At 35.3% G+C, this 21,202-nt stretch carries 22 protein-coding genes; 2 read left to right on the forward strand and 20 right to left on the reverse strand.

The window, feature by feature from the left end; all coding sequences use genetic code 11:
- Positions 1–162: 162 nt before the first annotated feature.
- From DN393_RS11730 to DN393_RS11800, 15 genes are all read right to left on the reverse strand, one after another.
- Positions 163–918 carry a sulfite exporter TauE/SafE family protein gene (locus tag DN393_RS11730; RefSeq protein ID WP_149173520.1) on the reverse strand — a complete coding sequence of 252 codons (756 nt, stop codon included), beginning with the start codon at positions 916–918 and terminating at the stop codon, positions 163–165.
- Between the two features lie 99 nt (positions 919–1,017).
- Positions 1,018–1,164 carry a BC1881 family protein gene (locus DN393_RS11735; RefSeq protein ID WP_000644411.1) on the reverse strand — a complete coding sequence of 49 codons (147 nt, stop codon included), beginning with the start codon at positions 1,162–1,164 and terminating at the stop codon, positions 1,018–1,020.
- Positions 1,165–1,402: 238 nt separating this feature from the next.
- A complete protein-coding gene (locus tag DN393_RS11740) occupies positions 1,403–3,130 on the reverse strand; it encodes an S-layer homology domain-containing protein (protein ID WP_088047071.1) in 1,728 nt (575 codons plus the stop codon).
- A 213-nt stretch (positions 3,131–3,343) separates the two neighbouring features.
- Complete coding sequence (locus tag DN393_RS11745) at positions 3,344–3,910, reverse strand: hypothetical protein (RefSeq protein WP_088047014.1); 567 nt, start codon at positions 3,908–3,910, stop codon at positions 3,344–3,346.
- A 6-nt stretch (positions 3,911–3,916) separates the two neighbouring features.
- Positions 3,917–4,936 carry a nuclease-related domain-containing protein gene (locus DN393_RS11750; RefSeq protein WP_088047013.1) on the reverse strand — a complete coding sequence of 340 codons (1,020 nt, stop codon included), beginning with the start codon at positions 4,934–4,936 and terminating at the stop codon, positions 3,917–3,919.
- 118 nt (positions 4,937–5,054) lie between these two features.
- A complete protein-coding gene (locus DN393_RS11755; protein WP_064477022.1) occupies positions 5,055–6,818 on the reverse strand; it encodes an ABC transporter ATP-binding protein in 1,764 nt (587 codons plus the stop codon).
- Positions 6,818–8,569, reverse strand: a complete 1,752-nt coding sequence (locus tag DN393_RS11760) for an ABC transporter ATP-binding protein (protein ID WP_064477023.1) — start codon at positions 8,567–8,569, stop codon at positions 6,818–6,820. Before DN393_RS11760 ends, DN393_RS11755 begins: the two co-directional genes overlap by 1 nt.
- Positions 8,570–8,694: 125 nt before the next feature.
- Positions 8,695–8,916, reverse strand: a complete 222-nt coding sequence (locus tag DN393_RS11765; RefSeq protein WP_001123316.1) for a YneF family protein — start codon at positions 8,914–8,916, stop codon at positions 8,695–8,697.
- Positions 8,917–8,994: 78 nt separating this feature from the next.
- Positions 8,995–9,435, reverse strand: coding sequence for a sporulation inhibitor of replication protein SirA (gene sirA / locus DN393_RS11770; RefSeq protein ID WP_048562540.1), 441 nt, complete (start codon positions 9,433–9,435; stop codon positions 8,995–8,997).
- A gap of 156 nt (positions 9,436–9,591) precedes the next feature.
- A complete protein-coding gene (gene tkt / locus DN393_RS11775; RefSeq protein ID WP_064477024.1) occupies positions 9,592–11,592 on the reverse strand; it encodes a transketolase in 2,001 nt (666 codons plus the stop codon).
- Between the two features lie 223 nt (positions 11,593–11,815).
- Positions 11,816–12,298 carry a coproporphyrinogen III oxidase gene (locus DN393_RS11780; protein ID WP_088047011.1) on the reverse strand — a complete coding sequence of 161 codons (483 nt, stop codon included), beginning with the start codon at positions 12,296–12,298 and terminating at the stop codon, positions 11,816–11,818.
- Between the two features lie 74 nt (positions 12,299–12,372).
- The gene (gene phnE, locus DN393_RS11785) at positions 12,373–13,176 is read right to left on the reverse strand and encodes a phosphonate ABC transporter, permease protein PhnE (protein WP_064477026.1); all 804 of its coding nucleotides are present in this window, start codon (positions 13,174–13,176) and stop codon (positions 12,373–12,375) included.
- Positions 13,176–13,970, reverse strand: coding sequence for a phosphonate ABC transporter, permease protein PhnE (phnE, locus tag DN393_RS11790; protein WP_064477027.1), 795 nt, complete (start codon positions 13,968–13,970; stop codon positions 13,176–13,178). Before phnE (DN393_RS11790) ends, phnE (DN393_RS11785) begins: the two co-directional genes overlap by 1 nt.
- The gene (gene phnC, locus DN393_RS11795) at positions 13,967–14,740 is read right to left on the reverse strand and encodes a phosphonate ABC transporter ATP-binding protein (RefSeq protein ID WP_149173521.1); all 774 of its coding nucleotides are present in this window, start codon (positions 14,738–14,740) and stop codon (positions 13,967–13,969) included. The genes phnE (DN393_RS11790) and phnC overlap by 4 nt, the downstream gene beginning before the upstream one ends.
- A gap of 84 nt (positions 14,741–14,824) precedes the next feature.
- The gene (locus tag DN393_RS11800) at positions 14,825–15,763 is read right to left on the reverse strand and encodes a phosphate/phosphite/phosphonate ABC transporter substrate-binding protein (protein WP_064477029.1); all 939 of its coding nucleotides are present in this window, start codon (positions 15,761–15,763) and stop codon (positions 14,825–14,827) included.
- A 184-nt stretch (positions 15,764–15,947) separates the two neighbouring features.
- On the opposite strand from DN393_RS11800, the gene DN393_RS11805 reads away from it, so the two are divergent.
- Positions 15,948–17,531 (forward strand): bifunctional metallophosphatase/5'-nucleotidase, encoded by a 1,584-nt coding sequence (locus tag DN393_RS11805; protein WP_149173522.1) that lies wholly within the window; start codon positions 15,948–15,950, stop codon positions 17,529–17,531.
- 39 nt (positions 17,532–17,570) lie between these two features.
- Here the strand turns inward: DN393_RS11805 and DN393_RS11810 are convergent, their stop codons facing one another.
- Positions 17,571–17,810 carry a DUF896 domain-containing protein gene (locus DN393_RS11810; RefSeq protein ID WP_001190582.1) on the reverse strand — a complete coding sequence of 80 codons (240 nt, stop codon included), beginning with the start codon at positions 17,808–17,810 and terminating at the stop codon, positions 17,571–17,573.
- A gap of 45 nt (positions 17,811–17,855) precedes the next feature.
- The gene (locus DN393_RS11815) at positions 17,856–18,512 is read right to left on the reverse strand and encodes a YneB family resolvase-like protein (RefSeq protein ID WP_046956545.1); all 657 of its coding nucleotides are present in this window, start codon (positions 18,510–18,512) and stop codon (positions 17,856–17,858) included.
- A gap of 141 nt (positions 18,513–18,653) precedes the next feature.
- Here DN393_RS11815 and lexA point away from each other — a divergent pair, with 141 nt between their 5' ends.
- A complete protein-coding gene (gene lexA, locus DN393_RS11820; RefSeq protein ID WP_000413737.1) occupies positions 18,654–19,274 on the forward strand; it encodes a transcriptional repressor LexA in 621 nt (206 codons plus the stop codon).
- Positions 19,275–19,361: 87 nt separating this feature from the next.
- On the opposite strand, the gene DN393_RS11825 is transcribed toward lexA, so the two are convergent.
- Genes DN393_RS11825 through DN393_RS11835 form a run of 3 tightly spaced genes read right to left on the reverse strand, consistent with a single transcriptional unit; the run spans position 19,362 to position 21,027 of the window.
- Positions 19,362–20,168 (reverse strand): DUF4097 family beta strand repeat-containing protein, encoded by an 807-nt coding sequence (locus DN393_RS11825; RefSeq protein ID WP_064477031.1) that lies wholly within the window; start codon positions 20,166–20,168, stop codon positions 19,362–19,364.
- Entirely contained in the window at positions 20,169–20,711 is a 543-nt protein-coding gene (locus tag DN393_RS11830; protein WP_064477032.1) for a DUF1700 domain-containing protein, read from the reverse strand. It abuts the gene before it with no gap.
- On the reverse strand, positions 20,704–21,027 hold the full coding sequence (locus tag DN393_RS11835) for a PadR family transcriptional regulator (protein WP_064477033.1): 324 nt from the start codon (positions 21,025–21,027) through the stop codon (positions 20,704–20,706). Before DN393_RS11835 ends, DN393_RS11830 begins: the two co-directional genes overlap by 8 nt.
- Positions 21,028–21,202: the final 175 nt, after the last annotated feature.

Below are 21,202 nucleotides of genomic sequence, written 5' to 3' on the forward strand. Positions count from 1 at the left end.
AAACTTGTTCGCATTTTTAGAAAAGGGATAGGGATATAATTCAAGTAGTACTTCGAATACTCGAACTTTACACTCATTATATTAAAGCAAATCCTTTTATATGGGAAATATGAATTACTTACATAATTCATTCGTAAAACATATTAGTTTGCTATATTATTTTTATTCCATCAATAACATACATCCAGCTACAACTGGTGTCATAATCATTGAAAACTCCAAAAGCATACGTGGTGCATAATTTGTAAACTTCGCTCCGATATACGCTCCTAACATCGTCCCAATTAATACTTGCAATAACAATATATAATCTAGATACCCTTCTGAACTATATCCTATCCCACCTCCAATCGCAATCGGCAATATAACAAGCATTGTTGTTCCTACAGATTGCTGGATTGTTAAACCTAATAGAACCATTAATCCAAGTTGAATAAATGGTGCAGAACCAATCCCGAATGAACCAGCCATCATTCCAGTGACTAATCCAAGACATATACATTTCATTATATTTTCTTTCGAAAAATCTTTAATTTCTGCTAAAAGTAATTCTTCCCTATTTTGAAACTTAATTAATTTAATAAACATAAAAATTGCAGATAAAAATAACATCCCAGCTGTAAACCAATGAAGAAAATGCGGGGGGATAAGTGAACCAAGCTTTGAACCAATATAAGAACCAAGTGCTCCACATCCACCAACAATCCCGCCTATAGTAAATACAACATTTCCTTCACGATAATGACTTATAACCCCAGATAACGTCGTAAAAGCCATAGCTGTTAAAGATGTCGCAAGCGCAACATGGATAGGAATATGAAATATTAAAGTAAGTATTGCGATAATAAAACCTGCTCCACCCGCTCCAACAAACCCCAATAAAATCCCCATTACTAACATCGTTGTAATAATTGCCACATACTCTCCCTCCAGTACCCCCATTATCTACTAAACACTCTCTTTCACACAAATAAAAAGCATCCTAAACGGATGCTTTTCTAAATGGATACTATGTACTTAATCTTGATTAATCAAAATAACCGCAGGGCCAGCGACTACTACTCCAGCTACTTCTATCTTTTCAAATTCTTTTACTGTAATAGATATAACGCCTTCTCTTTCCATCAATTCTTTACTCAGGACATCAGTCGGTATAGCTTTCACCGTCTTACCTCCTTTTCATTTATACAATATGATAAAGTAAAAGTTTAATCAGTAGCGGTTTAGTCCACTCCACACTGATCATAATCGGGCTGCCGTTCATACGCGATAAAAACAACCCAACGCATCTATATATATGCATCACCTCCGCTTTCATTCCTTATTCCACTCAATATCCTCCCCTCCCTTCCGTAACATATTGAAAAATAAAAAAGCACTCGCAATCGCGAATGCTTTTTCATTATTTACTTTCTATTACTTTTAACATTCTATTAATAAATGCTGCCGATTCTCCACGCGTTGCAGAACCTTTCGGCATAAATTCATTATTTTCATTTCCTTTTACAATACCTAATCCATAAACACGTTGTACAGCTTGTTTATCATATGCTAAATCTTGATCCGAGAATGGTAACGGAACTAAGTTACCTTTAATTTTTTTATATTGCAGTGCACGGTCAATCATGATAACGGCTTCATCTCGTTTAATCGTATCATTTGGAGCAAATGTCCCATTTCCTCTACCACTTATTATCCCAGCACTTGCTGCACGATTAATACCATCTATTAGCGATGAATGTGCTGTATTTAAATCATTAAAATTCGATGATCCTTCAGGTAACTGTAATGATCTTGAAATTAAATTCGCAAATTCGCCACGTGTGACAAGACGCTCTGGCCAATAAGAACCTTTCCCATCCCCAATCATAATGCCTCGTTTATCTAATTCACGAATGTCTGCTTCGTACCAACCACCTGTTATATCATCTTTATGGTTCGCATCATAATAAACCTTTGTTCCTTGTAAGAATGGTTCCCACGCATTATTTTTAATCATAATAGCCGGACAATTCTTTCCACTCCAGAATTGATGTTTCTTCACATTTTCTAAAGGAATATGTAATTCTCCCATTAAATAAGCTGTTAATTTACGAGCATTTTCAACAGCTTTATTATAATCACCATCTTCGTTTACAGCAATTTCAATCGCAATGGATTCTCGATTTCCAGTTCCTTCTGCTCCATCTCCTGCATGCCAAGCATTTTCGTTTAATGGAAGATGTTGATAAATCTCTTTATCGTCTACCGTAAAGTGCCATGACGCTGAACGATCTTCCGTTCCCGTTGCTTGGTTATATAAATATATTGCATGGTTTTTAGCATTTGCCCCAACACTGTAATTATCTGTCTCATGAATCGTAATATACTTCGGCTTCATCGCATAACCAGGACGGATATTTTCATTTCCTTTCGGTACAATCATTTCTTTTAAAGTTACACCATAAATATCCGTTGTTTTCTCTTCTATTGGTGCAGCATACATAACTGCTGCACGTTTTGTACGTGCTGGTGTTGCCTCTTGAATAAGCGAAGCCTTTGTTCCTTCAAATTTTGCTGAAGGTGAATAAATCCATTTCATTTCATTATTTATTTTTACTTGGAACCATTCTCCCGCCTGTCCCATTACTTGAATGGTTTGTGGTTCCAATACATTTTCTTCTTTGTATGAAGTAAATGGTTCAGAGTATGTAGAGATTTCTTCATTAATAACTAACTTTTCACTTGATAACGTATGAACTTCTTTAACCTCTACATTCCCCTCACTATTTTGTATCCATCCAGTTCCAGATGAAGCCCGAACATAGTAAGCGTTTCCTTTTCTCTTCTCAGCTTTTACGACTTGATTCGAAAGGTGAACCCCTGTCTCTTTTTGAAAATTACTAGAATCATATAAAGGTACTTCTTTCACTATATGTACAAGAAATTCACCTTGCACTTCATTTTGTACTCCTTTATCTTCTCCTCGACCATCTTCATCTTTCATATGGTTTTCAATACTTTTTAAAGCTTGTTCATCAGGTGAAACCGCTACAGTTTTTTCCAACTCATTAGCATAGGAATAATTTGGAATCGTTACCAAGCTAAATACAATCGATGCAGCTAAAACATTATAAAATCTTTTTTTCATCATAATACTTAACACGCCATAATTAAATTCGTGTTATTTTCCCCTCCTCAACCAAAATATAGGATATCTAGTAAACTATTAAACTACATAACCATTTACAATATAACAGACTCATTCCGATTCGTATAGATAGGAATGACTACTATTTGCCTACATTTACTATATTGGAATATAAAAAAGAAGCTATAATATATAGCTTCTCTCTCCGTTTCTTTAATCTCTTTGCACCTTATATTCCACAACTCTACCATCTCTATCAAATTGTAAAACAAGCTGTTCACTATCTATTGGAATAAAGCCACGTTCAGTTCCAAGATAGTACGAAGTGATAACACCGTCTTTTCCATTGCTCGTTCCAGTAGATGCTCCTAATAATTTTGTGATTTCTTCATTTGATTTCCCTATTAATTTATATTTTTGTAATAGATCATCTACCATATGTACCCGTTTCTCTTCAGCATGTAACCACCGATCTTGATTAAACTTTGAAGTGTATGTATTCATACTTAATTGTCCTGTGCACACTAACAATAGAATACAACCTACTATTATTACACCTAGCATTTGTTTCTTTTCTGTATTACGATTTACAGAAGTACGTAAGACGAATTTTTGAATCACGACTAATAAAACAAATGGCATGACTACTACAAACATACTTTTTACACTTACTGACATATGAACCGCATCAATTACAAAAATAAACGCAAGATACATTAGTATATACAAACAAACATAAACATACATAATCCCCCTCAATATAGCACTCAAAAAGCCCACCCCTTCTTAATTCATTATATAATTCATCCGGCTAATGATTTCTCGAAGTTTTTCTAACTCTTGATCTGTATATATTACTTTGCCTGTTAAAATCTCATTTCTGAAGAACGTTACAATTTGCTCTCTATCTTTTAATCTCGGCGTTTTTTCTTCAGAAAGATCTAGCACTTCTTTCCCACTCGCATTATAAAAATATACAATCGGTTTTACGTTTTCCTTTACAATATCAACTTGCATTTCTTTCAAACAATTGTATAGAATATGAGATAGTTTCTTCGCTCTATATACTGGATTCCCTTCATTTTTCACTTGTATCGTTAATGAATCTTCACCTGTAATGCATTCAAATGTCTCTTCTTTCTCTACCTCTTGTTGATACTTGCCCATTTCATCAATCATAAATGAATATATACTAGCATTTTCTTTCGTTAATCCATGAATTAATTTCCCTGTCCATTCTTTCGTCTCAAGTAGATACATACCCGTTTTACTTAAGACAAGATGATGAATGCGACAATCATTTCCTCCGTGCTGATTTTTAATAAAAACATTCGGCATAATATGAAATTCATTGTCTAGTATTATGCCTTGTTCTACGAATCCACGCTTCATATAATGTAATGCTTCGTGTGTATTCACTTCAGCTCCATTTTTCGTATACTCTCGCAAATTTGCAATTAACTTTTGAAACATATGTATTTCGTTACTATGTTTGTCTTGCATTTCACTGCGTTCTTTACTATGTTGCACAGCTAATTGATTTTTCATCATACGCATATTTTCAAGTTCTCTAGCTGCACTTATTTGTAAATCATTGTATTTCTTCTGTTCCATATTTTTCAATGTATTTTGTTGTTCTTTATGCTCTGTAACCGTAGCTGCAATTTCAGTTTCATACGTTTCAATTGCTTGCTTCTTTTCAAATTCTACTTGCTGGCTCTCTGATTCTAACTGTTTATTTTTATAGAACAGCACAAATACTGCAGCTAATAATAATAAAATTACACCTATTAGCACATAATCCATATCTTTTCTCCTTTATTTCGTTTCCTACTATTCTCCATACACATTTCTACTACATTATACTATGTTATTCGTATATTTTTTGTAAAAATTTCACGTGCAGTCAAAAGACCTTGTAATTTTACAAGGCCTTTTGTAAATTCCCTTTATTTTGTAGTAAATACATATTATAATACAACCCTTGCTCACTCAGTAATTCTTGATGTGTTCCTCTTTCTACTATTTCTCCATCATGCATAACAAAAATTTGATCTGCATCTTGAATTGTAGATAATCTGTGTGCAATTGCTATAGTCGTTCTCCCTTTTCGCATTTGCTGTAATGCTGTTTGGATCGCATCTTCTGTTTCTGTATCAATATTAGCTGTGGCTTCATCTAATACTAATACTTTCGGATTCGTTGCTATCGTTCTAGCAAAAGCAATTAATTGTCGTTGACCACTAGAAAATGCAGCTCCTCTTTCTACTACTTCCGTTTCATACTGTTCTGGTAATTTTTCAATAAACGTATTCGCTTGCACAAATTGTGCCGCTTCTTTTACTTCTTCATCCGTAATTTCTTCATTGTACATACGAATATTTTGTTTTACATTTCCCGCAAATAAAAATGCATCTTGCAATACGAGCCCTATTTTCTTTCTAATTTCTCTTTCTTCAAATCTCTCTAAATCTACACCATCTATTACAATATTTCCGGACTTAATATTATAAAATCGCATTAACAAATTCATAATAGTACTTTTTCCGCTACCAGTGTGCCCAACGAAAGCCACTGTTTGCCCCTGTTTCACGTGAAAAGATACATTTTTTAAAACATCACGTTTTCCATCATACGAAAAAGTAACATTTTTAAATTCAATTTCTCCATTAACGACTTGAGGATTTCCATCTCCTTTTTGAACTGGCGCTAAATCTTTCTCGTCCATTAAATGAAATACACGTGATGATGAAACAAGTGCCTGTTGGAAAAATGATAATTTCATCATCATCTCATTTACAGGCTGGAAGAAACGATGTATATAGTTAACAAACGCATATAAGACACCTACTTCAACAGGACTCTTCAAAGCATCAATTCCAAATAAACCAAGTACTAACGCAATAGCGACAATATGAACTAAATCAGTTGCTGGACGTAAAAGTAACGCGTCTAATTTTAACGTCCGCCGCCCTGCACTATAATGTTTATTATTCACTTCTTCAAACTCTTTTCTCATACGCTTTTCTTGTCTGAACACTTGGACAATATTCATTCCTTGAATGGACTCATTTAACTTTGCATTTAACACGCTTAATTGATTACGTACTTCTAAATAAAAGGCTGCACTCTTCCGGCGATATAGCACCATAATTGCAAACATTATTGGAATTAATACGAGAGAAAATAGAGCTAGTTTTACATTTAATAAAAACATTGCTACTAAAATACCTATTAAAAAGACTACATTTTTGACAAATGTGGATAATACACTGACATAAAAATCTTTAATTGCTTCCGTATCATTCGTTATGCGCGATACAAGCGTACCAATCGGCGTACGATCAAAGAAACTTAATGATAACTTTTGAACATGATCATATACTTCAACACGCATATCTTGAACAATTTTAAAAGCGATATTTTGAAAATACAATAAGTCTAAATAAGTAAATAATACTTTTAATAAGTGAGCAATAAGATACACTACAAATAGAGTAACAAGTGCTGATTGATCAAAGTTACGTGGTACTAAATGTTCATCAAGAAATTGTTTAATTAAAAAAGGACCCATCATTTCAGTTACAGTTGCACCAACTAAAAAGATAAATGCTAAAGATAGCAACCTTTTATATGGCTTCATATAAGAAAGTAATCTACTTAAATCACTCCGCTTCTTCCCTGTCATCATACGCCTCCTTTCTCGACTAATGCTTCTAACTGCTGGCTCTCGTACATTTCTTTATACCAACCGTTTTCTTCCATTAATTGTTCATGTGTACCTCGTTGCACAATTCTGCCTTCATCCACAACAAGTATAAGATTGGCATGTTGAATTGCACTTAAACGATGAGCAGTAATAATCGTTGTTTTTCCTGCTCTTTCCCTCTTTAATGCATTTAAAATCGTTTCTTCTGTTTTTGCATCTACCGCTGATAAACAATCATCTAAAATTAAAATTTCCGCATTCGTTAATAAAGCACGTGCAATAGAGATTCTCTGTTTTTGGCCTCCAGATAACGAAACGCCTCTTTCTCCTACTACCGTTTCATACCCTTCTGAAAATTGGAGGATGTCATTATGAATACAAGCAATCTCTGCAGCGCGAATTATTTCATTATATGTAGCATCCGCCTTTCCGAAGGCAATATTCTCCCCAATACTCGCTGAAAATAAAAAATGATCTTGCGGCACGTATGAAATGGCAGAACGGACACCGTAAAGTGTTACATCGCGAATATCCCGCTCCCCAACTTTTAATTCACCACTAAAATGATCATACTCACGGATTAAACATTTTAATAAAGTCGTTTTCCCTGCTCCTGTACGTCCAACAACTCCTAGTGTTTCACCCTTCTTCAAATCAAAGTGAACATCTATTAGCTGTAACAGTTCATTTTTCTTATATGAAAATGAATTGACCGCAAATGTAACATCACCGCTTGCTACTTTATGTACAGCATCTTCTCTATTTACTACATCTGATTTTTGCGAGAGAATTTTTTCTACACGGTCATACGAAGCACGCCCACGCTCCATAATGTTGAACAACCATCCAAAGGCTAACATTGGCCAAACGAGGGTACCTAAATACGTTGTAAATGTAACGAGATCACCTACAGTTAATTCACCCCTCACAACTAATACTGACCCGTAACACACTGCAATTAAAAAAGAAAATCCAACGATAAGAGAGATTGTCGGATCAAACAACGAATCAATACGTGCGACTAACATATTTTTATGTACAACATCTTCTGATTTTTTTCGAAATGCTTGTAAATCTTCTTTCTCTTGTCCAAGTGATCGAATTACCTTCATCCCACTCATACTCTCTTGCACTTTATCATTGATTTCTGAAAACGATTGCTGCGCTTTATGAAACCTTTTATGTAATAACGTTCCATAATAATTTGTCGAAATCGCTACAATCGGCATTGGAATTAAGCTTAACAATGTTAACTTCCAACTAATTGTAAAACCCATCGCTACGAGTACACATCCCCCAACCGCTAATGAGTCAACAAGTGTTAAAACGCCCGATCCAGCAGTTTGTTGAATCGCCTGAATATCATTAGTCGCATGCGCCATCAAATCACCCGTACGACGTGATTGATAGAAAGATGGGCTCATCTTTGTAAAATGTTCATATAGATTCTTTCGTAATTGACGGGCTAGTTTTAACGAAGATCCAAAAATCATAATACGCCATAAATAACGTAATATGTACATAGTAATCCCTACAACTACTAACAGAATAACCCACTTCAACAATTTTTCAGATGTTAATGTTCCATTATTAATTTCATCTACTACAATACCTAGTACTTTCGGAGCTACAAGTTCAAGAAGCGCGACACCAAATAACATAATAATTCCGATTATGTACGCTCGTTTTTCTTGTTTAAAAAACCACGCTAAATTAATAAATACCTTCATTTTTATCCTCCTCTCTTAAAATGAGCGATGTTTTCAGTTTACCAAAAATACTGAATTTTTAAAAGTTTTAAACACTTCAAAAAACCCAATAGGAAAGGGCACTCTTATCGAGTGCCCTTTAGCGCTTATTTTGTTTGTTGCTTGCTCATCGCGCTCATCATTTGATTGATTTTCTTTTGGGAAGGTTTTTGTCCCATTTGCATCATCATCATTTTTAACATTTGTTCATTAATTGGTGGATTTTTTTCTAAGTAGTTCATCATGTATTTGCGGGCAATGAAAAATCCTAACGCCACACCTGCTACTAGTGCCACTACGCCCACTAGAATACCTAACCAAATCGGCATATATTTTCCTCCTTCATGTTGTCTACCTTACAGTGTACTAAAACCTTTTCAATAAGACAAGATACAATTCGACATTTTTTACACATATGTTCGTACTTGTTTTAGAGGATTCAGCCATCCGTACTTTGTATTTTCATAATCCATAGCTAAAAATGTTAATTCACACTTTCTTAACACCTCAAAGAAGGTCGTTTCCATAGAAACGTTTCCAGAGGTATTCATGCGAATATAGTGTGGTTTCACCATTATTTCACCGTATTCCGCTCCTGTATAAAGTGTATGTGTATGATGTGTTCGATCATATTTACCAAGAACCCGTAAAGCTTGTTCTAATTTATGATGAATTTTCATTACTTGTAATGGTCTCGTTATATACATCATTTGTTTATATAACACTTTTTTCTCTGAAAGGGACCCAGATTCTGAAAATCGAGCAAATAAATCAAAAAACAAATATTCACGACCAAAGTAAGCTTTCGCAATATCCTCTTGAATTAAATACAATTCATACGTTTTCATCTTTTGCCTCCCAATCTGGACAACCTTTTCTCTTAATTATATAGAAGAAATTTTGCAATGATTGTCTGACTGCGGAGAGATAAAAAACTTTTTCTGTCGAAAAAACTCATTTACATAGAAAAACCTCTCCATGCCGGAGAGATTTTTCTAAAATCATTAAAGCATTTCTTTTACTTTACGAACAACGTTCTCTACAGTAAATCCATACTCTTCCATAATCTTCTCACCAGGAGCAGAAGCACCGAATGTATCGATACCTAACACATCTCCTTCAAGACCTACGTAACGGTGCCATCCGAATGTAGCACCCATTTCGATTGCGAAACGTTTTGTTACTGCTTTTGGTAATACAGATTCTTTGTACTCAGCAGTTTGAGCTTCAAAGCGATCCATAGATGGCATGCTGACAACAGCTGCGTCAACGCCGTCTACTGATAGAACTTTTTGTGCTTCAATAGCTAGACTTACTTCAGATCCAGTTGCAAGTAAGATTACATCAGCCGTTTCTTTCTTGCTTGCAGAAACTACATATGCACCTTTTGCTACTTTTTCATACGTATCGTCTTTTGCACCTTCTAATGTTGGAAGGTCTTGACGAGTTAATACTAAAGCGGTTGGTTTGTTTGTAGATTCTAGAGCTAGTCTCCAAGCTGCAACAGATTCGTTACCATCAGCTGGACGAATAACAGATACATTTGGCATTGCACGAAGCGCTGCTAATTGCTCGACTGGTTCATGTGTTGGGCCGTCTTCACCAACAGCGATACTGTCGTGTGTGAATACATACGTTACTGGCAATTGCATTAATGCTGCAAGACGAATTGCTGGACGTAAGTAATCAGAGAATACGAAGAACGTACCACCGTAAGTTTTTAAACCGCCATGTAGTGCAATACCGTTCATTGCTGCACCCATTGCAAACTCACGTACACCGTACCAAATGTTTTTACCGCTGTAATCATCTCTTGTAAAGTCTTTTTCGTTATTCATGTATGTTTTGTTAGAACCAGCAAGGTCAGCAGATCCACCGAAGAATGATGGTACAGACTCTGCAATTGCATTAATTACAGCACCTGAAGAATTACGAGTTGCTGCTTTTGATCCTAATTCATAAGTTGGTAAGTTTTGCTCCCAACCTTCTGGAAGAAGACCATTCATTGCTGTTTGCAGTTCGTTTGCTAATTCTGGATATGCTTGTGCATATTCACCTAGCATAGTGTTCCACTCTGCTTGCGCAGTTTCACCAACATCTTGTACTGTTTTACGGAAGTTGTCATATACTTCTTCTGCTACATGGAAGTCTTGCTCAGCAGTCCAAGCATATGCTTCTTTCGTTAATTTTGTTTCGTCTACACCAAGTGGAGAACCATGTGAAGCTGATTTTCCTGATTTGTTTGGAGAACCGAAACCAATTGTCGTTCTTACTTCAATTAGCGTTGGGCGTTTTTCGTCAGCTTTCGCTTCTTCAATTGCTTTCGCGATAGCTTCAATATCGTTTCCATCCTCAACACGGATTACTTGCCATCCGTATGCTTTGTAACGATCTTCTACACTTTCAGAGAATGAACGATTTAAATCGCCATCTAATGAAATATCATTTGAATCGTAAAGCACAACTAGACGACCTAATTGTAAATGAGCAGCTAATGAAGATGCTTCAGCAGAAACGCCTTCCATTAAATCTCCATCACCACAAATAGCGTATGTATGATGATCTACTACATTATACGCATCACGGTTATATTTAGCCGCTAAATGTCTTTCAGCCATTGCCATACCTACAGCAGTTGCAATACCTTGTCCAAGTGGACCAGTAGTTGCGTCTACACCTGCTGTATGACCGTACTCAGGATGTCCTGGAGTTTTGCTTCCCCATTGACGGAAGTTCTTTAAATCATCCATTGTTAGATCATAACCAGATAGGTGAAGTAGGCTGTATAGTAACATTGAACCATGACCTGCAGATAATACGAAACGATCACGGTTAAACCACGTTGGGTTATTTGGATTGTGTTTCATAAATTGAGTCCATAATGTATAAGCCATTGGTGCTGCACCCATTGGCATTCCTGGGTGACCAGAGTTTGCTTTTTCAATCGCATCGATGGATAATGTGCGAATCGTGTTGATAGAAAGTTGTTCGATTGAATGTGACATGCTATTCTTCCCTTCGCTTATATTAGTAAACGTTTTATACATTTATATGATAGCTTCCCACGCAAGATTATACAACATGTATCGACAAATATGTTGATATTTTTTTGGTTTTTCATAAAAAAATCAATGATTTCGGGAATGTATGGGTATTCAATATGACATACTTTTTCATTGTTTTTATTTTAAAAAGAAAGGGAATTATCTGTATATTTATTCATCATTTTCAAATTCCATAATGCAAAATATATCCTTCCCCATTTTCCACTCTGCAAAGCAAACGAATAAAAGAATTTAAATCTTGGCATAATTTATCTCGATCAAATACGTATCTTTCATATTCTCCATCAGTATTATTATCATTTCCCCATCGAAACTGACCTGTCAGTTCGATTGTTTCTGGCGCTAGAGAAAACATGTTAACTAGCGAACAAAATAACTGTTCTGCTATCACTGCTCCTTGCTGTTCTATTTTCGTAATACCATAATAGTGAATTCCAAATCCTTCTGCTCTTTTCGCTGGATAATAGGTCGGAATCCAATGGGTAAAATCTAATAGATATACGATTAGCTCATCACTTAATACGACACACTCATCTATCGTTGCCTCTTCTTTATATAGAAAACAAAGTTCAATCCAATCTATACCTATAAAATCCAACCCTTTTTTTTCATTTGAAACAAATACAAACTCGTGCTGTAAAGCCAAATTATCCCCCCTATTGCTCACATTTATTATTCTTATTATATAAAAAAGCACCTTTTATAGGTGCTTAAAATAAATTATACAATTTTCTTCCGTATCGAACTTGAAATAAAGTCAATGATAATTACCATTAAAATGATACCCAATAAAATAATACCCACACGAGACCAATTGCGTGAACTCAGTGCAAAAATTAACGGTGTCCCAATCCCACCTGCTCCAATAACACCTAAAATGGCAGCGGATCGTACATTAATTTCGAACCTGTATAACGTATATGATAGAAAATCCGGTAATACTTGTGGCAATACTGCATACCAAAGTATTTGAAACCGATTTGCGCCTGTAGCTATTAATGCTTCCGTCGGTCCCTTATCTATATTTTCAATTCCTTCTGAATATAATTTCCCTAACATTCCAATAGAGTGTAACCCTAAAGCTAGAACTCCGGCAAAAGAGCCTGGTCCAACAGCTTTTATAAATAAAATGGCCATAACTAATTCAGGAAATGTACGAACAAAACTAAGTACAAATTTCCCAGTTCCTGACGTTAATTTTCCACTGCTCATATTCGTTGCCGCCCAAAAAGCGAATGGAATAGATAAAAAGGCAGAAATAAATGTACCTAATATCGCAATTGCCAACGTATCAATTAAACCATGTAATAAATCTTCACCATCTGGCAAAGATACATACGACCAATCTGGACTCAATACACCTGTCATAATTGCTTTTGTAATTTCTCCTGCCGTATCCTTTATTCCCTCTAGCGGGACTCCTGAAAAAGCCCATACATAAACAAATGCAAGTGCTATAAAAACAAACCAGCGATACACACTCGGTTTCTTCGGTTTTGGTACAATTATCGTCGTTTTACTCATTATAATTTCTCCCGCAACAATGTACTTACATAATCAATTAACAATACAACAACAAGGGTATAAATAATAATAGATGCAGTTTGTTGATATTGTAAAAATCCAAGTGTACGGTCATAATATAACCCAATACCACCTGCTCCTACTAAACCTAAAACAGCTGCTGCACGTACGTTCACCTCAAATGTATAAAGAACATAGGAGACAAAATGTGCTTTCACTTGCGGAATTACCCCATACACGATCCATTGCACTTTATTTGCTCCTACTGCCGTCATCGCTTCTAATGGACCTGGATCAATTGATTCCATTGACTCATACAACAATTTTGCCACGAGCCCAATTGAGAAAAAAGTAAGAGCCAAAATACCTGGAAGTGGTCCTATTCCAAAAATAGCTACGAAAATTGCCGCTAATAATAAATCTGGTATCGTTCGGATAAAGTTTAAAACCAATCGAGCTGGACCGTACAAAAATGCACTAGTAAACACATTACTTGCCGCAAATAGTGCCAGTGGAATAGCTAAAATCGCTCCTAAAGTCGTTCCAATAATCGCCATACGTATTGTATCTAACATCGCTGTTGTAATAACTTGAAAATAACTCCAATCTGGCGGCACCATCTCTTTTAATAAGTCCATCATATTAGGAAAACCAACTACTAGTTTTGAAAATGATGCGTCGACCTGTATACTACTTCCCCACAACAGTAAAATAACTAGAATAACCGTTAACATATGTTTCAACTTACTTGGCGGCTTCGGTATCGATTTTGAATATATCGTCACATCATTCATTTAACTGCCACCTTTAATAATTCACTTTTCTGCGCTACGTCTCCATAAATTTCAGCAAATTTTTCATCCGTTGCCTCGTCTACAGAACCATCAAAAACAATTTCGCCTGCATGTAATCCAATAACGCGTGTCGCATATTGCCTAGCTAAATCAATAGAATGTAAGTTTACAATTGTTGTAATCCCAAAATCTTCATTAATTTTTTTCAAATCATCTAATACTTGCTTCGTTGTTAGCGGATCTAACGACGCAACAGGTTCATCTGCCAATATGATTTTTGCTTTTTGCGCCAACGCTCTAGCAATCGATACGCGTTGCTGTTGTCCTCCTGATAATTCATCAGCTCGCGCATATGCTTTTTCTAAAATATTCACCCTTTTTAACGATTGAAAGGCAAGCTCCAAATCTTCTTTTGGAAATAGACCTAACGTTGTACGCAGTGTCGAATGATATCCAACACGCCCAGCCAATACATTCTTCAATACCGTGGATCGCTTTACAAGGTTAAAACTTTGAAAAATCATGCCAATATCCCGGCGCATGCGTCGTAATCCTTTTCCTTTCGCAGCAGTAATAGACTCACCTTCAATTATAATTTCGCCTTCTGTAATCTCATGAAGGCGATTTACCGATCTGAGAAGTGTAGATTTTCCAGCTCCGGACAGCCCTACCATTACAACAAACTCACCTTTTTGAATGTTCAAGTTTATATTATTCAATCCTTTTGTACCATTCGGATACATTTTGGAAACATTTCGAAATTCTATCACACATCTTACCTACCTTCTATGTATTCAAAACGGCAAACTAACTGGAAACATACACCTTCCAGTTAGCTGCCATTTCCATATGTATTATTGCGTTTTTACTTTCTTTCCATATTCACGAACGATATCAAATTTACTATCATCAGATTTAACATATCCTTCATGTGAATATACTTCTTTAATGATTTTGTGACCTTCCTCATTCTTTCCTATTTCAATGAAAGCATCCTGTAATTTCTTACTCCACTCTGCATCTAAATCAGAACGTACCGAAATCGTATCGTTTGGAATTTTTTCCGTAAATTTCACTATTTTCGTTTGATCGAATATATTCGGATAATCTTTTTTCACAATATTACGAGCATCTTGGAATACAACAGCTGCATCTACATCACCATTTAAAAGAGCAATAAGCGACTGATCGTGACCTTTTAGTGTAACAGGTTTCACATCCTTTAGCGGATCAATTCCCTCTTTTAACAATACAGCCGCAGGCCATACATACCCTGCTGATGATGTTACATCTTGATAACCAATTTTTTTACCTTTTAAATCTTTTACACTGTTAATATTTGAATCTTTCTTAACTACAAACTCAGATTTATAAAAGTCTACTAAATCCTTTGTAGGGGCTCCTGTTCCATCATCTACTCCAAAACGTTGTGCTTGTAAAATTACGTTTGCAGCCTTTTTCTCATGCGCTAGCACATACGCTGTTGGAGGTAAAAAACCTACATCTACTTGCTTAGACGCCATCGCTTCTACAATTGTATTGTAATTCGTTGAAATACTAACTTTTACCGGAATATTTAATTTATCACTTAGTAGCTTTTCCAATGGTTTTGCCTTTGCCTCTAATGTATCTGCATTTTGAGAAGGAACAAATTGAACATTTAAAGTCTTCGGTACATAACCTTTTTTCGTATCTTCAGTTTTACTTGCACTTGATTCTTTCGTTCCACAACCACTTAATAATCCCGCCGCTAGTACAACTGTCGTACTCATTGCAAAAACTTTTTTCAACATATTAATGCCTCCATTTTTGTTGTTATAAAATTGTCTTCCGTAAACATGAAGAAATATATCACACATTTTTACGGATAATTCATTATTTACAGAATCTTTACACATTCTATACATTCTCATTAAAATTCTCTTCATATATTTGATATGCTTAATTAGTAGATAACAATAGAAAAGGTGAATGATATTGAATCCAAATCAAATTGTAACTTTAAACATTTTTTTAACAAGTGATATACATGGCACTGTTTATCCAATTCACTACCAAGATAACTCCCAAGCTGAAATTGGTTTAGCCAAAATTTCTACTCTTATAAAAAAAGAACGTTCCCAAAATAGAAACGTTCTTTTAATTGATAACGGTGACTTCATACAAGGAACACCCTTTACTTATCATTACGCTACATATGAAGAAGATAAGAAAAATCCAATGTCTTTATTAGCGAACTATTTACGTTATGATGCTGCAGTTATTGGGAATCATGAATTTAATTATGGAATGGACATATTAAATAATGCTATTTCTACTGCAAACTTCCCGTATCTATCAGCAAATATTTTAGATAAAAACAGAAAAGAACCTTATTTCGGGAAACCATATATAATAAAACATATTGAATCAAATATAAAAATTGCTATTTTAGGGGTGACAACACATTACATTCCCAATTGGGAACAACCCCATCACATTCAAGATTTACAATTTGAAGATGCATTAGAGACAACAAAAAGATGGGTTTCTTACATTCGCGAACACGAGAAACCAGATTTATTGATCGTAGCCTACCATGGGGGATTTGAACGCGACTTACAAACTGGGGTACCGACTGAAGTTTTAACAGGTGAAAACCAAGGATATGCAATGTGCCATGAAATTGAAGGCATAGACATTTTACTAACAGGCCACCAACACCGGGAAATCGCTCACACCGTAATGAATGGTGTAACAATTTTACAGACTGGATGCAATGGACACTCCGTTGGAAAAGTAACAGTAACATTCGAAAAAACAGAAAAAAAATGGGTAAAAAAAGAGAGTTACTCACAATTATTGCCCGTACAAGGAATTGAGGCTGACCAAGATATTCTTTCCTTGGTTGCCGATTATGAAGAAAAAACACAAAATTGGCTCGATCAACCTATTGGAGTAATCTATGGGGACATGCAAATTTCAGATGCTATGCAAACTCGTTTGCAAGACCATCCTTTTATTGAATTCATAAATAAAATACAGATGGATATAGCTAATGTTTCCATTTCTTGTACAAGCTTATTCCATAATACATCTCCAGGTTTCCCGAATCGCGTAACAATGCGTGACATCGTTTCTAATTATATTTATCCAAATACATTAAAAGTAATTAGAATAACTGGAGCGGATATAAAAGATGCCCTTGAACTCTCTGCTTCTTATTTCATATTAAAAGCAGATGGAACTATCATCGTAAACCCTACCTACATAGAACCAAAGCCGCAACACTATAATTACGATATGTGGGAAGGAATTTCGTACGTATTAAACATTTCCAAACCAATTGGCGAGAGAGTAGAATCCTTACAGTATAAAGGCGCTCCACTTCATATGAATGAAGAATATGACGTCGTTATGAATAATTATCGTGCAAACGGCGGAGGGAACTTCTTTATGTTTCAAAATAAGCCCGTAATAAAAGACATACCAACAGATATGTCTGAACTTATCGCTAACTATATATTGAAGCACAAAAAGATAGAAGCAACAGTCAATAACAACTGGAAAGTTATTAAATAGCGGATATAATAAATAAAAAAGATGGGCTTCGCCCATCTTTTAGTTTAATTTTGCATTATCTTGCTTTTTTAAAGCTTTTAATTTCGCCGGTGTAACATCAGTACCTTCTTCGTTAACAACTTTAATTCCTTTAAGTTCGTTTAACATATTTTGACGAAATCCTTTTAAATATTGTTCACGTAGCGATTGGCGCTCACGTTGTTCTTCTTCAGTTAAACCTTCAGCTTTTGCTTTTTTCGCTAAGAAGTTAATGCGTTCAATGAGTTCGTGACTTTGCATCTCGAATCCCCCTTTTACTCAAAACTGATTATTATCATACAATAGTTAGTCCTCTTTATCAAGCAATTGCTTTGTATATTCGACATATCTTCGATGTACAGTTGCTTTTGAAACATCATGACCAAAACCACGAAGTGTTGCTGCAATTTCTTCAAAAGTTAATTCATTCCGGCGTAAACGTACAATTTCCTCAATTGGCACTTCTTTTTTCTCACGTCCTATACTTAAATGACGATTTTTCAAATTATTCTCTGGACGAAATCCTTTCTCTACCGCTCTTTGCATGCCACGTTTAATTTTTAAATTGTGGATTTTTCTTTGATACTCTTCAACAATCCCAATTATATCTAGCACCATCGAATCAGAGTCAGAAAGTTCTAATTCTCCATTATGCGTATGCGTATATACTTTTATTCCCTCTTTATGTAAACAGTGCATTAATGCAATCTTTGCATTCCCTCTACCAAGGCGCGTTTCATCTTGTATGAGAAGTACATCAACTTGTTCATCGCGAATTGTATCTAGCACTTCTAATATGCCATCACGTTCAATTGTATAACCACTAGCCTGCTCCTCAATCACCTTTACAACATTCATTTGATAGCGCTCAGCTAAATGCAATAATTCATCTTTTTGACGCAATAATGATGTTTCCTGTTCTTCTTTTGTTGTGCTCACACGTGCATAAATAATTGCATTCATTTTGAACCCTTCTTTCTCACTATATTTTCCTTATAGTGTATCATAAATTCGTCTTTCGTTCGAACTTATGTTTGTAGAATGTTTTTTCGCATGTTATACTTATTAATAAGAAAAATGAAAGAAAACGAGGTGTTAGAAAACATGGAAAAGTTAACGAAACGCCAGCAAGACATTCTCGACTTTATTAAGCTAAAAGTACAAGAAAAAGGATATCCACCTTCCGTACGTGAAATCGGTCAAGCAGTCGGCCTCGCTTCTAGTTCTACAGTGCACGGACATTTATCACGACTAGAAGAAAAAGGATATATTCGACGTGATCCAACAAAACCACGAGCAATTGAAATTTTAGGTGACAACCGAATGGATACAGAAACACAATCTGTTATTCAAGTTCCAATTGTCGGAAAAGTTACTGCTGGATTACCGATTACAGCAGTTGAAAGTGTAGAAGATCACTTCCCACTTCCAGCTAGCATTGTTGCTGGAGCAGACCAAGTATTTATGTTACGCATTTCCGGAGATAGTATGATTGAAGCTGGTATTTTCGATGGGGATTTAGTTGTTGTTCGCCAACAACAGTCTGCATACAACGGTGAAATTGTAGTCGCTTTAACAGAAGATAACGAAGCAACTGTTAAACGTTTCTATAAAGAAAAAGACCATTTCCGTCTACAACCAGAAAACTCTTCATTAGAACCTATCATTTTAAAACAAGTGTCAGTTATCGGAAAAGTAATTGGCGTATATCGTGATCTACATTAAGAATAAAAAAAGAAGATAATTACCTTATTTATATACGGTAATTATCTTCTTTTTTATATTTTGATAGATTTTCATACATTTTATTTCTTATGAACGAGTTTCAATCGTCACATCGCCAGCAGCTGTTTTACCGCTAATCTTTTTACTACCATTGCCAATTGTTATATTTTTATTTTCTTCATTAAAAATCATCACTTCGCCAGCAGTGCTTTGCCCAGTTATAACTGCATCTTGTGGTTTTTCTAATAAAGTAATATCTACATCCCCAGCAGTTGAACTTGCCTCTACATCATACTTCGGATCATGATCCACAACATATACATCCCCGCTAGCCGTTTTCGCTGTCACTTTCCCTATTACCTTTTTTAAATTCACCTCTCCAGCTTTTGTAGATCCCTCCACACTCCGAGCTGTGATATGCTTCAAATCTACCTCTCCAGCGAGCGTCCCAGCACTTACACGATCACTTTTCACATCACTCATTTCGATTTGTCCTGCAGATGAATTTACTTTTATATCTTGGTAAAGACGTTCAGGCACAAGTATAGTCAATGTAGACGTTTGAATTTTGAAATTGTAAAAGGAAAAATCAAATGAAGCACCTTTTTCTCTTTCCCCAATAATTTTTAATGTGTCACCATCTTCGGTAATAAGAACCTCTTGTTTACGTACATCTCCTGATTGCTTTACATAAAAAGAAGAGTCGGGAGATTTTTGGACAACAATATCCCCAGCATCTAACTTAACTTCTATATTTATTAGTGTTTCGTTTTTAATTACGTCTTCTTTATTTCCTTCTTCTGCAGTTTGCACTGCTTTTTCATATGTTTGTGAAATCCCTATTACTCCAATAATGATACAAGCGATAGCTACTAACAATATTTTCTTCATCATCTACTCCCCTTTTATCATTTTGAAGTTCCATATTACATAACGTACGCATAACTTTTTAAACCACTTCGTACTATAATAAGCGATAAGACATAACAACAAACCTACTCCAACAAACGTTATACTAACGAATACATCCAGCCATATAAAGGTACCCATAAATACTTTTGCAATAACGAAAAATGGTGTCACTACACTCGCAATCCCACCGACCCAAAAAGAAAATATAAAAGCGATAATTGCAACTAACGGGCCTAACACAATAATAAAATTAAACAAACTAAGTCCAATCACTGCCATAACAGCCCTTGTTATATTGGTAGTTGATGGGTCCTTTTTCATTTCGTCAAAGCGATACAAAGCCAGTAAGTCTTTCGCAATTACTTTCGGAGAACCAAGGCCCTTTATTATTTCCGATTCAGTTTTTCCTTCTTCTACCCCAAACTGAAAATGCTCTTCATAATCAAATAAAATATCTTTCCTCTCTTCTTCCGGTAACTTTCTAAGATGACTTGATAATTCTTTAAGAAACTGCTCTTTACTCATCCCATTCCACCCCTTCAATAATTTCTTGTACGCCTTTTGCAAAATCACGCCACTCTGTTACTAACAAATTCAGTTGCGTTTCCCCTTGCTCCGTTAGTTGATAATATTTACGAGGCGGTCCTTCCGTAGATTCTTTTAAATACGTTTGAAAATATCCTTCTTTCGTTAAACGACGTAATAAAGGATACACTGACCCTTCCGATATTAAAAATTTATTTGAGATTTGCTGAACAAGTTCATAGCCGTAACAATCTTTACGTTTCACAAGTACTAAAACACACAGTTCTAATACGCCTTTTTTAAACTGAACGTTCAAGGTCAATCCCCCTTTCTCATTTCAGTACTATTCAATACACGGTACCTGTTATATCCATAATATACCACTTAGTATTATTCATTGCAAGGTACTATATTTTTCAATACTTAATTTTCGAATTAAATACCCCTTAATACAGTAATACGAATTTTCTATATTCACATTTTTTTCTTCT

The sequence above is a fragment of the Bacillus sp. BPN334 genome (assembly GCF_008368885.1).
Taxonomy (GTDB): Bacteria; Bacillota; Bacilli; order Bacillales; family Bacillaceae_G; genus Bacillus_A; species Bacillus_A wiedmannii.

What these genes read in the sequence shown, in the direction of transcription:
- DN393_RS11740 (WP_088047071.1), bottom strand. Translation starts at nt 3,130, where the DNA reads ATGAAAAAAAGATTTTATAATGTTTTAGCTGCATCGATTGTATTTAGC.
- DN393_RS11750 (WP_088047013.1), bottom strand. Translation starts at nt 4,936, where the DNA reads ATGGATTATGTGCTAATAGGTGTAATTTTATTATTATTAGCTGCAGTA.
- DN393_RS11755 (WP_064477022.1), bottom strand. Translation starts at nt 6,818, where the DNA reads ATGACAGGGAAGAAGCGGAGTGATTTAAGTAGATTACTTTCTTATATG.
- DN393_RS11760 (WP_064477023.1), bottom strand. Translation starts at nt 8,569, where the DNA reads ATGAAGGTATTTATTAATTTAGCGTGGTTTTTTAAACAAGAAAAACGA.
- DN393_RS11765 (WP_001123316.1), bottom strand. Translation starts at nt 8,916, where the DNA reads ATGCCGATTTGGTTAGGTATTCTAGTGGGCGTAGTGGCACTAGTAGCA.
- sirA (WP_048562540.1), bottom strand. Translation starts at nt 9,435, where the DNA reads ATGAAAACGTATGAATTGTATTTAATTCAAGAGGATATTGCGAAAGCT.
- tkt (WP_064477024.1), bottom strand. Translation starts at nt 11,592, where the DNA reads ATGTCACATTCAATCGAACAACTTTCTATCAACACGATTCGCACATTA.
- phnE (WP_064477026.1), bottom strand. Translation starts at nt 13,176, where the DNA reads ATGAGTAAAACGACGATAATTGTACCAAAACCGAAGAAACCGAGTGTG.
- phnE (WP_064477027.1), bottom strand. Translation starts at nt 13,970, where the DNA reads ATGAATGATGTGACGATATATTCAAAATCGATACCGAAGCCGCCAAGT.
- DN393_RS11800 (WP_064477029.1), bottom strand. Translation starts at nt 15,763, where the DNA reads ATGTTGAAAAAAGTTTTTGCAATGAGTACGACAGTTGTACTAGCGGCG.
- DN393_RS11810 (WP_001190582.1), bottom strand. Translation starts at nt 17,810, where the DNA reads ATGCAAAGTCACGAACTCATTGAACGCATTAACTTCTTAGCGAAAAAA.
- DN393_RS11815 (WP_046956545.1), bottom strand. Translation starts at nt 18,512, where the DNA reads ATGAATGCAATTATTTATGCACGTGTGAGCACAACAAAAGAAGAACAG.
- lexA (WP_000413737.1), top strand. Translation starts at nt 18,654, where the DNA reads ATGGAAAAGTTAACGAAACGCCAGCAAGACATTCTCGACTTTATTAAG.
- DN393_RS11825 (WP_064477031.1), bottom strand. Translation starts at nt 20,168, where the DNA reads ATGATGAAGAAAATATTGTTAGTAGCTATCGCTTGTATCATTATTGGA.
- DN393_RS11830 (WP_064477032.1), bottom strand. Translation starts at nt 20,711, where the DNA reads ATGAGTAAAGAGCAGTTTCTTAAAGAATTATCAAGTCATCTTAGAAAG.